Origin of the sequence: Streptomyces lavendulae subsp. lavendulae, assembly GCF_002803845.1 — a bacterium.
Classification (GTDB): domain Bacteria; phylum Actinomycetota; class Actinomycetes; order Streptomycetales; family Streptomycetaceae; genus Streptomyces; species Streptomyces lavendulae.
The window spans coordinates 8,635,477-8,648,488 of sequence record NZ_CP024985.1 but is presented as its reverse complement, the minus strand read 5'-3'; the positions used below and the strand labels follow the sequence as shown (position 1 = coordinate 8,648,488).

Below are 13,012 nucleotides of genomic sequence, written 5' to 3'. Positions count from 1 at the left end.
CCAGCTCTGTCGCCCCTGGGACAGGGGGGAGGCATCGATCCAGATGGCGATCGTGTTCCCGTTCGTCATCCTGGTCACTGTCGCGGTAGTCCAGGCGGCCATGTGGTTCTTTGCCCGGAACATCGCGCTCACCGCCGCCCGTGAAGGGGTCGCCGCGGCCCGCACCTACCAGGCTCCGGAAGGAGCAGGCGCGGCTCGGGCCCGGGAAACCCTGGGCCGGATCGCTGGCGACAGCCTTGGGCAGGCCTCCGTCAGCACCTCGGGCAGCAGCGCCACCGAGGTCCGCGTCACCGTCACCGGACAAGCCCCCTCCCTGATCCCGGGCTTGTCAGGGCTGAGCGTGTCCCAGTCGGCCGGTGCCCCACGCGAACGGTGGACCACCCCATGACCCCCACCCCCACCAGGTGGAGTCGCCTGGGAGTACGGCTGCGCGAGGACCGGGGCAGCGAGTCCATCGCGGCCGCGATCGTCACCCCGCTGCTGCTGATGATGCTGTGCCTGGCCATCGCGGGCGGCCGCATCGTCACCTCCGGCGCGAAGATCGACGCTGCCGCCGAGGACGCCGCCCGCGCCGCCTCCATCTCTCGCACCTACTCCGGCGCCCAAGCCGAAGCATCCGGAGCCGCCGCGCGCTCCCTCGCCGACCAGGGCATCCACTGCGCCTCGACCCACACCAGCGTCGACGCCTCCGGCTTGGCCGTCCCGCTCGGCAATGTCGGGACCGTGACGGTCACCATCTCCTGCACCGTGCCCCTGTCCGACCTGCTGATCCCCGGCATCCCCGGGTCCAAGACACTGACCAGCACTTTCACCTCGGTAGTGGACGCCTACCGCTCCCGGGAGGGATAACCACATGCCCGCACCGGACCCCGCCACCGCCCCGCCCGCCCCCGGCCTGTCCCCTGCGCCCGCCGCACCGCGGCGGGTACGGCGGAGCCTGCGCGACGACGAAGGCGGCGTTGCGATTTATACCGCGATCGTCACCGTGGCTCTGCTGGGCATCATCGGACTGGCCATCGACGGCAGCGGGAAACTCCGCGCCACCGAACGCGCCGACGCCATCGCCATGGAGGCCGCCCGCGCCGCAGGGCAGGCCATCGACCCCGCCACCGCCATCACCGGCGGGCAGGTCCGCGCCGACCCCGCGGCCGCCCAGGCCGCAGCCCAGGCCTACCTCGCACGCGCCGGCACCCACGGCAGCACCGCCCTGTCCGGAGACGGAACCAAGCTCACCGTGACCGTCCACGACACCTACGCCACGAAATTCCTCGCGGTCGCCGGGATCGGGTCCATGAACGTGACCGGCCACGGCACCGGCCGCCTCCTGCACGGCATCACCCAACCCCAGTAGCCCGCTACCACACGCGCACGAAGGACCCGCTCATGAGCCAGCCCACCCCCGGCCGCCCCTCCCGGCCCCGCCTTGGGCGCGGGGGCGCCCAGACGGCGGCCGCCCTCGTACGCGGCCTGCTCTCACTGGCCGTCCTTGCGGCTCTGCTGGCCGGCCTCCCGATCCTGCTGTGGTGGGCAACCGCCCAGGTCGGGCCGCCCGGCATCACTGCCCTGGCGAACCTGCTGACCACCGACGACTCCGGGCAGGTGTTCCTGCTGCTCCTGGCCGTCACAGGATGGATCAGCTGGGCCCAGTTCGCCCTCGCGGTCCTGCTGGAGATCCCCGCGCAGCTGCGCGGGCGCAGCGCCCCGCAGATCCGGGGCCTGGTGGGACAGCGGGCTGCCGCGGCACTGGTCGGCGCTGTCCTGCTGGCCCTGCCCGCCGGAACCGCCCTCGCCGCCCCCACCTCCCCGGCCGCAGCCGCGCCGGTGAGTGTGAGCGCTACCGCCGTACCCGGCCCGGATACGGCCGCCAGCGCCCGTGCGAATACGGGAGCAGTCCAGGAGGCCGGGACCGGGTTGGTGACGCACACGGTGCGGGATGTACGGCCGGCCGAGAGCCTGTGGTCGATCGCCGAAACCACCCTCGGTGATGCCCACCGGTGGGAGGAAATCGCCGCCCTCAACGAGGGCCACTCCATGACGGACGGCGCGGTCTTCCGTGCCGACCAGCCCATCCAGCCCGGATGGGTGCTCACCCTCCCCAGCGACGCGCACCCTGCCCCGAGCGCGGGACTCAAAACCCAGGCCGGGCGCGGCAACGCCGCCGAAGCGCTGAGCGGGCAGGCGCAGTACAGCGTCCGCGAGGGAGACAGCCTCTCCTTCATCTCGCGCGTGCAGCTGGGCGACGCCGACCGGTACCCGGAAATTTTCGAGCAGAACAAGGGCACTCCCCTGCCGGACGGCGCCAGGACGTTCACCGACCCGAACCTGATTTACCCCGGGCAGCAGCTCACCCTCCCCGCCGCCTCCACCCCCAGCCCCAGCCCCAGGACGATGCCCCCGTCGCAGGCCCGGCCCGGCAACGACACCACCACACCCGCGGCGAAGCCTTCGCCCGCCGCCCCAGCCCCAGCCGCCCCCACGGCGAAGCCCACCCCCGCCCCGACCGCACCCCCTGTGCCGTCGAGCCCGACGGCCCCGGCCGCCGTATCGCCCTCGCCGTCCGCGTCCACCGCCCAGTCGGCGCCAGCCGCGACCACGCCCGCAGCCCAGGTCCCCCAGCAGAGCACCCCGCCAGCCGCAAACAGCCCAGCCGCCTCCCCGCTCCAGGCCTCGCCGGCAGTAAGCACCCCACAGGTCCTGGCCGCCGCGAACGGCGTCAACTGGGCACTGATCGCCGGGATCGGCACCCTGCTGGCCGCCTCACTCGCCGGAGCTCTCGGCGTGCGGCGGATCCTGCAACAGCGGGCCCGACGCGCGGGCGAGACCATCGCCCAGGACAACGACCCCACCACCGTCGAACAGGTCCTGCACGCGGTCGCCGAACCCGCGGGCGTCGAACTCCTCGACCACGTGTTGCGCGCCCTCGCCCACTATGCCGCCACCGACAACGAGAGCAGCAACAGCAACAAGGCACTGCCAGCGCTGCGCGGGGCGCGCCTCGCCGCCAACGGGATCACGCTGCTGTTGGACGAACCCGCCGATCCGATCGCTCCGTTCACCGCCGGCTCTGACACCCGCACCTGGGTACTTGACGAGCAGGCCGTGCTCCCGGGCGCCGACGATCTCGCCGACGTCCACGCCCCCTACCCGGGGCTGGTCACGCTCGGCGCCGACGGCGACGGTCTTGTCCTGGCCGACCTCACCACATGCCGCGTCCTGCTGCTGAACGGCGACGCCGACGAGGTCCTCGAAGTGGCCCGTGCCCTCGCCCTGGAACTGGGCACGAGCGGGTGGACCGACTACGCCGAGATCCTGACCGCCGGCCTCGGCAGCCGACTGTCCGGACTCCTCCCGCAGGGCCGCATCCGCACCATGGCCCACCTTCCGGCCGTCGCCGCCGACCTCGGCGAACTCCTGCTCGAAGCCCACCAGTCAGGCGAGCAGGTTCTGCCCTGGCTGATGATCGGCGCCGGAGACCACAGCGAGAACGACGTCGACCTCCTCGCCGACGCCCTCGCCTCAGCCCGCCCCCTGACGACCGCCGTGGTGTTGCCCGCGAGCCCAGAGGCCCGCCGTGCGTTCCCGCACGCGGAGATCCTCGACGTCGCCCGCGACCAGGACACCGTCCTGGCCCCGCTGGAGACCCCGGTGCGACTCCAGCGCGTCAGCGACGAGCAATACCGGCAGTACGTCCACGCCCTCCAAGTCTCCGTCCAGGAGGCCAAGCCAGCAGCCGGGGCGTGGGAATTCACCGAGAGCCACCAGCAGCCGGCCGCCTCCGGCATGCCCCTGGCCGTGCGAATCACCAGCGAGGCAGCCCAAGACCCGGGCAACCCCTTCCCCGCGCTCCTCGCCGGATTCAACCCCACCCCCACCAGCCCCGCCACCCAGGCCCCCGAAGCAGGCGCCGACACCACGCAGGAACACGACATCGACCAGGCTCCGGCCACACGAGCCGCCGGGCAGGCCCCGCTCCCCCACCAGGCCAACGGCAGCCAACCCGCCCCGGCCCCGAAGGCCAGCCCCACCAGCACCAGCCCCGTGGAGCGCACGGTCCGCATCGACATGCTCGGCGCGCTGCGCATCACCGGCGGAACCGGATCAGCCCACGCGCCCCGCACCACCGCCGTCGCAGCACTCATCCACCTCCGCCCCGGACGCAGCGCCGAGTACCTGTGCAGGGCAGTAGACCCCGTGAAACCGTGGTCGACCCGCACCCTGCACTCCCGGCTCTCCGAGCTGCGCGCCGAGATCGGCGTTGCCACGGACGGGGCTCCGCTCCTTCCCCGGCCCAAGGACGGCGGATACTCCTTCCACCGGGCGGTCACATCCGACTGGGAAGAGTTCCGCGCCTTGGCGTCGAGCGGTCTCGCGGCCGGCCCGAAGGCCGGGATCACCGACCTCGAAGCCGCAATGGCTCTCGTACGCGGAAAGCCTTTCGACGGCCGCACCCTGCCGTGGGCCGATGCCGTCATTCAGGAAATGCTGTCCCGGATCACCGACACCGCACACACCCTCGCGTGCTGGCACACCGACAGCGACACCCCCGACCTCGACGCCGCCCGCCGCACCGTCCTCCAGGCCCTCGACGTCGAAGAAACCTCCGAGGTCCTCTACCGCGACCTCCTGACCATCGACCGGGCCGCCGGCAACACCAGCGCAGTCCGCAAAACGGTCGCCCGAATCCAGCAGATGGCCCGCACCTACGACATCACCCTCGACGACATCACCGAGGACACGATCAACCACGCCCTGTCGACAGCCCCTCCTCACCTCACCAACAACTGACGTCACGGCGGGGGTACGCACAAGCCGGTCCGACCCCCGCCCCGTCGGCACCACACCGCGCCGCCAGTCTGTGCTCTCCGGATGCGGCCAGAGGCCGGCCCCGGCCTCGCTCATCTCCCGATCAGACGAAATGGACTGCACATGAAGAAGGCAACCGCCGCCCTCGCGACGCTCCTGATCCTCACCACCGCGGGCTGCACCAGCAGCGCGCAAAACGGCAAGACCCAGGCCCCGCTGTGGGCACAGGGCACAGGGCCGGCAAAAGCCACAGAACGAAGCAGGCGTCGTCGGCCAGGAAGGACGAAAAGTCGGTGAGACCGTCACCCTCCGGGACGAGGACGGCCACAGGATGCGGGTGACTTTGACCGGCGTCGCCTACCGCGACGCCCTCGCCAAGGACAAGACCCTTCCCCTGACCGGCAAATACGCCCTGGCCGTCGCACTCACCCTGGAGTCCGAGAACGGCGGGACCTTCAAGGGGTACGGGAAAGACAACCTCATCAAGTGGAGTTACGGGCCCGAGATGAACAAGGCCAGCCGCTACTACGACGCTCCATGGGACGGGTGCATCGACTCCTACACCCCGTGGGGAAAGGTAGCGGCAGGCCAGCCCTACCTGGCGATCAGCTCCATGAACATCTCCAGGCGCGGCGGAAACCTGCTGATGGAGGACTCATACGGAAGCATCGCCCGATGGGACCTTCCTCAAGAAGACACGGGCACCGGCACCGAGCCGGCAACGAAGTACGCCACCACCGACTGCTGACCCTCCGCCTCGGACCCGCACCCCACAGCAGCGCCGATCTCTTCGGAGCGGTCCGGCCCTCACAACAAGCCCGGACCGCACCGAACCCGAGTTCAGTCAACACCCGCTTCAAGCCGCGTCAGGCGAGCGCCGCTACCGAATGTCTGGCTGCGGCCAGCATCTCCGCGCGGGCCGGACCCTCCCCCGCCGGCGGCCGGGTCACCCACTCCTGGCGCACCTCGGCAACCGCCGCGCACACCGCGCGCACCTCACCGGCAACACCATCACCCAAGGCGGACCACTCAGGTCCCGTCACCAGCACCGGCCCATAAAAGCCATAAGGGATCTCCACCCCACGCCACTGCGAAGCCAGCACCCAGGCCGCGAGGTTCACAGGGAGGCCCTCGGCCGCCCCATTGCCGTGCACATGAAGGTGCGCCTGCCGGTGGTAGACCGCCCGGTCAGCAGGGCCACCCACCGCGCCCCTCACCTGAGCCCCGCGCGCCACTTCGTCATCAGGCCACGGCAGCACAACGAGCGCACCATCCACATCGATCCGCAGGACGAACTCCACGCTGCCCCTCCAAGTCACCCAGCACAAGAGGCCTGCCACCGGCAACGGGTGACGGCTCGCCGCCCATGCTGGCCCAGGGCTGGATCACCGCCCTTCTAAGTCACCAGGATTGACACCAACGGGTGACGTTTCGTGTGGCGGCGAGGCGCGCTGGAAGCCCGGAGCAGGGCCGGTGGGCAGTGCGAGGGTGGTCTGAACTTGCCCGTGCGCACAGGGAAGGTCCTGACTGGCCCTGCTGGCGCAGATGCCCACGGGGGCCCTTCTTGAGTGTTTGCCTGGCTCGGGCATTGTTTGCCCCTCCCTGAACAACCATGGTTGTTGTGGTGTACTGGCTGCATCAGGTGACAGGAGGTATGCACATGCCGTTGCAGCAATGGCGCGAGTTGGCCGACCGCTTGGCGGAGCGCATCGAGTCGGGTGAGTTTCCGCCCGGTTCGAAGATGCCGACCACCGTGGAGCTGATGGCCGAGGGGGAATCGAAGCCATCCATTGAGCGGGCTTACCGGGAACTTGTCGACCGGGGTCTCGTTGTCCGCAAGCCGCGCGTCGGGACGGTTGTCCGCAGCCGCTCGCGCGTGCGAATCCCGTTGAGTCGCTATGGTCTCGTTCTACAGCCGGGCGGAGACAAGGGGCCCTGGGAGACGGCAACGGCCGCAGTGGGGCTGGGCGGGAGCATCGCTGCCGTGTCAGTAGAGCGCCTTCCCGCTCCGGACACGATCGCCGTGCTGCTCGGGCTGGAGCCCGGAGCTCCTGTGGTCCGCCGCAGCCGGCACGCCCTGATCGACGGGGATGTCGTACAGGTCCAGGAGGCCTTCTATCCGGCCGAACTGGCTGACGCCACCGGGCTGGGTGAACCGGGCCGAATCGCCGGTGGCGTGCTCAGGGCCATGACCGCATCGGGGCTGGCGCCTGAAACCGCCAGCGAGACCGTTACAGCACGACTTCCCACGAAGGCCGAGGCATCAGAGCTCGGCATCGGCGCACGCGTGCCGGTCCTGTGCATTGAGCGAGTGGTGCACGACCGTGACGGCCGCGCCCTTGAAGCACTTCGGACAGTAGGAGCCGCCGACCGTCTGGAGCTGCACTACGGGAACCTGCCCATGACCGGCGGAATCCCTTAGCCGCCACGGCTGCTCACCGGTGACTCACCAACTGCGCCGAAGCCCAGCTGTGATCCCGCACAGGGTACGCCGGCGATCAGAGCGGTGATCTTGGCATCGTTCTGTAGGGCATGCCGAATCACCCAAACCACACGGGCCCCGCCACAAGTGGCGAGGCCCGCAGGTCCCCGCACAGGCCTGGACCGCCTGCGAGGGGAAGAGCACCCAGCTGCATGAACCGAGAGGTGCGCTCAGCCATGAGCTTATGCGGATCCATCCCCAGGCCGCCACACGCCCCCTCCCACAAGACCGGCACCCCCACCCCGAAGGTGGTGGAGCACCATGGCACTTGAGCCAATCCTGTGGGCCCTGCACGACAGCCCGGTCAACAGCACAACCGACCGGATGCTGCTCGCCGGCCTGGCGGAGAAAGCAGACCCAGACGGCACCAACGCCTTCCCCTCACGGCGGACGCTGGCCCGGATCGCGCTCTGCGACGTCAAGACGGTACAGCGGCGCCTGGCCGCCCTCACCGAACGCGGCGTCATCACCCTGGGAAACCAGGAAGCCGCCCGCTATATCCCGGCACACGCCCGCCCCAAGGTCTACGACCTGCAGATCCCCGCATCCTGGTACGGCCCGCAACGGCTGGCACGGGTGAACGAGGACCGGGCACACCGAGGCCTGCCCCCACTGACAACCGGCTCCCGCCCCCTGCTTGCTCCCGCCCCGCCCCGCACAGAGCGCAGCGACAAAGGCAGGCCACGACACCCGGCAGGGGACTCTCAGTCCCCTCCCCCACAACATGCCGAACCGGACGGCAGGGGGGACTCTCAGTCCCGGGGCAGGGGGGACTGCCAGTACCCGGAGGGGGGACTGCCAGTCCCCCAACCCTCTCCATTAACCCTCCCCTCTCAAGAAACCCCTGCAGCGCCTGCGGCGCGAAGCGCCGATGACGCCCGCAGGGCTACTACAGGTAGTAGCGCGCATGCCACCGGCGGCTGCGCCGCGCCCACAGGCGCCAAGGCGCCCGCACCCCCAGCCGAGCCGAGCCGGAGGAACCGCGAGCGGGTCCCGGCAGGACAGGCCGAGGCGGTCAAAGCGGTGGAAGCAGGATGGCCACGAGAGCTGAGCCTTCTGCTGCCGCCCCACCGGCCAGCCGTACTGCGTGAGGCGATCCTGCAAGCCCTGGACCAAGGACGGACCCCCCAGCAGCTGACCGAACGGATCGGGCAGCGATGGTGGGCCCACGGCTACGCCCGCGCCCTCGCCGAAGGGCAGCTGGCCTCCCCCGTAGGAGTCGCAGTGGCACTCGTGCGCCCGTCCACAGACTGCCCCGACCCCATGTGCGAGGACGGCATCACCCTGCACCTGGGGCACCCATGCCCCAAGTGCACCGAACGCCGGGCCGACCGGCGCCGCGGCCGGGTACCCGCGCAACGCAACAACGGCCCCACGCTCCAGTGGTGGGAATGCCAGGGCAACGACTGCTCAGCAGCCGGCAGAGGACGACCGCCCGAAGGCAGCCTGTGCCAGCACTGCCAAGCCCGGGAAGAACACAAGAAGATCCAGAACGCAACGGCACACCTGCTGGCCGAAACCCAGACAGCCCAGGAAGCAGAACGGCTACGCCACTCAATCCGATGGGAACGCATGCTCAACGACGCCTACACCCAGCACGCCGAATACACCCGAACAGAACAAAACCAGGAAGAAACCAAACAACGCGCCGCCGCCACAGCCGCAGAAACACACCGCCTACGCCAGCAAATCCTGCGCCAACACCCCGAACTCGCCCCCTACACCCAGCACCAGCCATGACCAGCCCCACCCACAACACATCCATGACCAGCATGCCGGGCATGCCCGGCACGGGCAGGTGCTCCGAGCTCCGGACACCGTCCCGTCCCGCAAGGGACCAAGAGATTACGGCCGAGCTGGAGACCGGCAGCCCACGCACCCATGAGGAGGCCACCGCACATCCCCTGGCCAAGGTCCCCGAGACCACGAAGAGACCCTCGCCACGAACACCCGCCGGGGCCTCACCGCGGCCAAGATCGCAGAGACCACCCACACCCATGAGGTCGTGGCGGCCGCATCGGCAGCACGGGGCACCGCAGTACCACCTCCTCCGGCACGTGGCGCTCGTGAACGCTCAAAGGTGTGGTCCCTGGCGCTGGCCGAAACTTGAGGCTCGCTTGCGCGGTTCGTCCGGTCAAGAGCGACGAGAACGTGATCACGATCGAGATCCGGGGCCACGAGAAGGCCGTGCTCGAAGCAGCGCACCGGATCTCGGCCTTGTTTCTGTCCAGCGGACCGTGCCAGCTCCGGCGCACGCCCGGAGAGAACGAAGTGCAGGTCCTCGTCCACGCGGACATCAGCCGGGGTACCGGAGACAGCGGCTACCTCGACCCTGACGAGGCGGAGAGCGCAGGCTCGTTTCTGCGGTGAATCCGGTCACCCGCACGGGTGAGTTGTCCTCCACGTCCCTGGTTGGGCAGGGGAACGGCCCGATAGACCCGCCGGTATGATCAAGAACCTGATGTTTCGCGGTCTGCCCGCACTCGCCCTCTGCGCCCTCCCTATCCTCGCAGCTCCGACTGCCCACTCGGCTACCGCCGAGACAGCACCACTGGCCGCGACCGGAGTGACCGGCCCAGCCGGGGTGCGGGCGCCACTGCCGCTGTTCGAGGCGATCGACCGGCTCCCTGTGGCCGCCGAGCACCGCGACGGCTACAAGCGGGACCTGTACAAGCACTGGAACCGTGGCCTGAACGCGACGGACGGCTGCGACACCCGCAAGGAAGTCATCCTCGCCGAAGCCGTAACGGCGCCACAGGTCGCGGCCGGCTGCAAGCTGACCAGCGGATCCTGGCTCAGCGCTTACGACAATGTCGTTGTCTCCGACGCAGCCCGCCTAGACGTAGACCACTTCGTCCCGCTCGCCGAGGTCTACGACTCCGAACGAGCTCCGTGGTCGGCGGCGCGGCGGGAGGCGTACGCCAACGACCAGGCTTCCCCGGACACGCTGATCGCGGTCTCCGCCGCCTCCAACCGCAGCAAGGCCGACAAGGATCCGGCGGAGTGGCTGCCGTCGGACGACTCCTACCACTGCACGTACGCTGCTTCCTGGGTCGGCACGAAGCTGCGCTGGGACCTGGCCGTCGATGAAAGCGAACGCCATGCCCTCCTCGGACTCGCCGAGGACTGCCCCGCCACCACCGTCGTTTACGAATCAGCTCCCTAACCCGTTTGGCCTCCGGGGCACCGTGTCCACGCAGCTCGCGCGCCTGGCGTTTCCGGCACATCGGTACGAAACCCATGCTGCAGTGGGGTGGGTGAAGCCCTACGGGCTGTCCCGGGAATGATCTTTGGTGCGGTGTGCACGTGACTGTTCACTGTGCGGCCCGCTCGCCTATCCGGCGAGGGCCAGGTTGTGCAGGCGGGCGATGCCGCGCGTGGCGTGGTGGACACGGTCGCCCTTGAGTCGGCAGTCGCGGAGGATCTTCCAGGTCATGCGGGCGAAGACACGCTCGACGCGGGCGCGGACCTGCCTGTGGAACGTGTTGCGCTCCCACTTCCAGCCGGGCAGGTCTTCACCTTTGCGCCGGCGGTAGGGCATGACGAGTCCGGTGCCGGGATAGCCGCCGTCGGCATCAGCCGCAGCGCGGAGGAACTCGCTGAGCTGCTGCGGGCGCGGCGTAATCAGCCGTACGCCGAGTACATGGTCGAGCAGTAAATTAACGGCGTCCCGTGCACGGTCGGCATCCTCCACCAAGGCGGGCCCGTCGTGCTGCCGCTGCTGGCCTGTGAGACAGATCGCGCGTTCTATGACTACGAGGCGAAGCACGACCAGGGGCTTCGCCGCGAAACATGTCCGGCCGCCCTGCCCGAGGACGTGGAGCAGCGTGTGATGGAGACCGCGCTGCGGGTGCACCGGCTGATCGGCGCGCACGGGGTGAGTCGGGTGGACTTCCTCGTCTGCTCGGACGGCCGGAGCCTGGTCCTGGAAGTGAACACGGTGCCTGGCCTCTCGGAGCACGGGAATCTCGCGACGATGGCGGCTGCGGCGGGCGTGTCGTACGTCGAGCTGATCAAGCGGGTGCTCGACACCGCGTTCACCAAGGTCTCGTACGTGCCGTGACGGCGGCAGAGTAGGGGCATGACTACTGCTACCACCCACCATGTCCCGTATTTCTCGCAGTGGGAGTCCGCCTCCCTGGTGCCCGAGTTCGTCTCGGGCACCACGGCCGCAGCTGCTGATCCGCTTTGGGCGTCCTCCGGTGCCGACACGGCCGAGGAGTACGCATTCTGGGCGCCGCGGATGTGCGGCATGGCGTGCCTGCGGATGGCGCTGGGGTACTTCGGGCACCCCGTGCCCGCGTCAGTGCCACTGGTCCGTGAGGCGTTGGCCGCCGGAGCGTACGTGCGCGACGGCGATCAGGTCCAAGGACTGATCTACGCCCCGTTCGCCGCGTGGGTCGCCACGCGGTGGGGCCTGTTCGCCGAGTCCCGGCCTCAGCTGTCGGTGGAGCAGGTAGACGCCGAGGTTGCCCGCGGGCGGCTGGTGCTTCTGTCAGTGCACAGGAGCATCCGCACCCTCGACCTTGAGCCGGCCCAGCGGGGCGGGCACCTCGTCCTCGCCGTGGGGTCCAACGCCAACCACATTGCAATCCACAACCCCTCCGGGTTTCCGGAGATCTCACAGCAGTTCCACCAGGTGCCACGGGCGGATCTCGGGCGGTTCTTCGCCGGCCGGGGGGTCGTTCTGGGCCACGCACAGTAGGAGCATCATGATCCCTCTCTCCCTGCAGGATGCCGCGCTTGCCGCCGGCGGACAGCTCACCGGCGTTGACGATCCCGCACGGCTGATCACCGGTCCGTTGGTGTTCGACTCCCGCGATATCACCCCCGGCAGCCTGTTCTGCTGCCTTAGCGGCAAGTCTGTAGACGGACACGACTTTGCCAGGGAGGCGGTGAAGGCTGGCTCGGTCGCCGTGCTGGCGGACCGGAGCGTGGACGCGGCTGCCATCGTGGTGCCCGACGTTCTGGGAGCGATGGCGCAGATCGCTGCGCGTGTCGCCTCCCTCTTCACCGGCACGGTGATCGGACTGACCGGATCGGCTGGCAAGACCAGCACGAAGGACCTGTTGAAGTCCATCCTGGAGCTGGACGGCCCTACCGTGGCGACACCCCGGTCGTTCAACAACGAGATCGGCTTCCCAGTCACCGTCTCCGGGGTCAAGAACAGCAGCCGGTACCTCCTGCTGGAGATGGGCGCCCGCGGCCTCGGACACATCGATACTCTGTGCGGCATCGCCCGCCCTACGATCGCCACAGTCCTCGGGGTGGGATCCGCACACATCGGCGAATTCGGATCCCGGGAAGTGATCGCCCGGGCGAAGGCAGAGATCGTCCGGGCGCTGCCCGCACACGGCACCGCTGTCCTCAACGGTGATGACCCACTGGTGGCGGCCATGGCTGGTGATACCAACGCAACGGTGATCACCTTCGGCTTCGGTGAAGGCTGCGACATTCGAGCGGAGCAGGTCGTCGTGCAGCATGACGGACGACCGCACTTCGTTCTCGTCCACAGCGCCGGCCGACGACACATCGACCTGCGCGTCCACGGCCGCCACAATGTGCTGAACGCCCTGGCCGCTGCCGCCACAGCCATCGCTGCCGGCGTCCCCACGGACCGCATCGCCCAGGGACTACGCGAAGCCGAAATCTCCAGCGGCGGCCGTATGGAGGTCACCACCCGCGCAGACGGGGTCACCGTCATCAACGACGCCTAAACGCCAGCCC

The 13,012-nt window shown here is 69.5% G+C and carries 13 protein-coding genes and 2 pseudogenes; 13 read left to right on the top strand and 2 right to left on the bottom strand.

What is annotated here, in order from left to right; all coding sequences use genetic code 11:
* The first annotated feature begins 37 nt into the window (after positions 1-37).
* The 5 genes from SLAV_RS39210 (at position 38) to SLAV_RS39190 (ending at position 5,551) form a co-directional block, all read left to right on the top strand.
* Positions 38-388, top strand: a complete 351-nt coding sequence (locus SLAV_RS39210) for a TadE family protein (protein ID WP_267884277.1) — start codon at positions 38-40, stop codon at positions 386-388.
* Complete coding sequence (locus SLAV_RS39205) at positions 385-849, top strand: TadE/TadG family type IV pilus assembly protein (RefSeq protein ID WP_030239853.1); 465 nt, start codon at positions 385-387, stop codon at positions 847-849. The genes SLAV_RS39210 and SLAV_RS39205 overlap by 4 nt, the downstream gene beginning before the upstream one ends.
* 4 nt (positions 850-853) lie before the next feature.
* Positions 854-1,351: a pilus assembly protein TadG-related protein gene (locus tag SLAV_RS39200; RefSeq protein WP_234333891.1), complete on the top strand. Its 498-nt coding sequence runs from the start codon at positions 854-856 to the stop codon at positions 1,349-1,351.
* A 32-nt stretch (positions 1,352-1,383) separates the two neighbouring features.
* Positions 1,384-4,785 carry a LysM peptidoglycan-binding domain-containing protein gene (locus SLAV_RS43320; RefSeq protein WP_100660726.1) on the top strand — a complete coding sequence of 1,134 codons (3,402 nt, stop codon included), beginning with the start codon at positions 1,384-1,386 and terminating at the stop codon, positions 4,783-4,785.
* A gap of 349 nt (positions 4,786-5,134) precedes the next feature.
* On the top strand, positions 5,135-5,551 hold the full coding sequence (locus SLAV_RS39190) for a hypothetical protein (RefSeq protein ID WP_158740922.1): 417 nt from the start codon (positions 5,135-5,137) through the stop codon (positions 5,549-5,551).
* Positions 5,552-5,669: 118 nt separating this feature from the next.
* On the opposite strand, the gene SLAV_RS39185 is transcribed toward SLAV_RS39190, so the two are convergent.
* A complete protein-coding gene (locus SLAV_RS39185) occupies positions 5,670-6,104 on the bottom strand; it encodes a hypothetical protein (protein WP_030239864.1) in 435 nt (144 codons plus the stop codon).
* Positions 6,105-6,463: 359 nt separating this feature from the next.
* Between SLAV_RS39185 and SLAV_RS39180 the strand changes: the two genes are divergently transcribed.
* From SLAV_RS39180 to SLAV_RS39170, 5 genes and pseudogenes are all read left to right on the top strand, one after another.
* Positions 6,464-7,225, top strand: a complete 762-nt coding sequence (locus SLAV_RS39180) for a GntR family transcriptional regulator (RefSeq protein ID WP_158740924.1) — start codon at positions 6,464-6,466, stop codon at positions 7,223-7,225.
* 321 nt (positions 7,226-7,546) lie between these two features.
* Positions 7,547-7,735, top strand: a pseudogene (locus SLAV_RS43820) (helix-turn-helix domain-containing protein); the annotation flags it as partial.
* Positions 7,736-8,509: 774 nt separating this feature from the next.
* Positions 8,510-9,025 (top strand): hypothetical protein, encoded by a 516-nt coding sequence (locus SLAV_RS41405; RefSeq protein WP_158740926.1) that lies wholly within the window; start codon positions 8,510-8,512, stop codon positions 9,023-9,025.
* A 411-nt stretch (positions 9,026-9,436) separates the two neighbouring features.
* Positions 9,437-9,655 carry a hypothetical protein gene (locus SLAV_RS39175; RefSeq protein WP_030239868.1) on the top strand — a complete coding sequence of 73 codons (219 nt, stop codon included), beginning with the start codon at positions 9,437-9,439 and terminating at the stop codon, positions 9,653-9,655.
* Between the two features lie 76 nt (positions 9,656-9,731).
* Complete coding sequence (locus SLAV_RS39170) at positions 9,732-10,451, top strand: HNH endonuclease family protein (RefSeq protein WP_030239871.1); 720 nt, start codon at positions 9,732-9,734, stop codon at positions 10,449-10,451.
* Between the two features lie 168 nt (positions 10,452-10,619).
* Here SLAV_RS39170 and SLAV_RS39165 read toward each other — a convergent pair.
* A pseudogene (locus SLAV_RS39165) lies at positions 10,620-10,859 on the bottom strand (transposase family protein); the annotation flags it as partial.
* Between the two features lie 135 nt (positions 10,860-10,994).
* Between SLAV_RS39165 and SLAV_RS39160 the strand changes: the two are divergent.
* The 3 genes from SLAV_RS39160 to SLAV_RS39150 are packed head-to-tail and all read left to right on the top strand — an operon-like array spanning position 10,995 to position 13,002.
* Complete coding sequence (locus SLAV_RS39160) at positions 10,995-11,348, top strand: D-alanine--D-alanine ligase family protein (protein ID WP_158740928.1); 354 nt, start codon at positions 10,995-10,997, stop codon at positions 11,346-11,348.
* A gap of 18 nt (positions 11,349-11,366) precedes the next feature.
* A complete protein-coding gene (locus tag SLAV_RS39155) occupies positions 11,367-11,990 on the top strand; it encodes a cysteine peptidase family C39 domain-containing protein (protein ID WP_030239872.1) in 624 nt (207 codons plus the stop codon).
* Between the two features lie 7 nt (positions 11,991-11,997).
* A complete protein-coding gene (locus SLAV_RS39150) occupies positions 11,998-13,002 on the top strand; it encodes a UDP-N-acetylmuramoyl-tripeptide--D-alanyl-D-alanine ligase (RefSeq protein ID WP_051841430.1) in 1,005 nt (334 codons plus the stop codon).
* The last annotated feature ends 10 nt before the right edge of the window (positions 13,003-13,012 follow it).

Bases quoted from the DNA above. Each gene is read 5' to 3' on its own strand.
- SLAV_RS39205 (WP_030239853.1), top strand. From the start codon at position 385: ATGACCCCCACCCCCACCAGGTGGAGTCGCCTGGGAGTACGGCTGCGC.
- SLAV_RS39200 (WP_234333891.1), top strand. From the start codon at position 854: ATGCCCGCACCGGACCCCGCCACCGCCCCGCCCGCCCCCGGCCTGTCC.
- SLAV_RS43320 (WP_100660726.1), top strand. From the start codon at position 1,384: ATGAGCCAGCCCACCCCCGGCCGCCCCTCCCGGCCCCGCCTTGGGCGC.
- SLAV_RS39190 (WP_158740922.1), top strand. From the start codon at position 5,135: ATGCGGGTGACTTTGACCGGCGTCGCCTACCGCGACGCCCTCGCCAAG.
- SLAV_RS39180 (WP_158740924.1), top strand. From the start codon at position 6,464: ATGCCGTTGCAGCAATGGCGCGAGTTGGCCGACCGCTTGGCGGAGCGC.
- SLAV_RS39170 (WP_030239871.1), top strand. From the start codon at position 9,732: ATGATCAAGAACCTGATGTTTCGCGGTCTGCCCGCACTCGCCCTCTGC.
- SLAV_RS39155 (WP_030239872.1), top strand. From the start codon at position 11,367: ATGACTACTGCTACCACCCACCATGTCCCGTATTTCTCGCAGTGGGAG.
- SLAV_RS39150 (WP_051841430.1), top strand. From the start codon at position 11,998: ATGATCCCTCTCTCCCTGCAGGATGCCGCGCTTGCCGCCGGCGGACAG.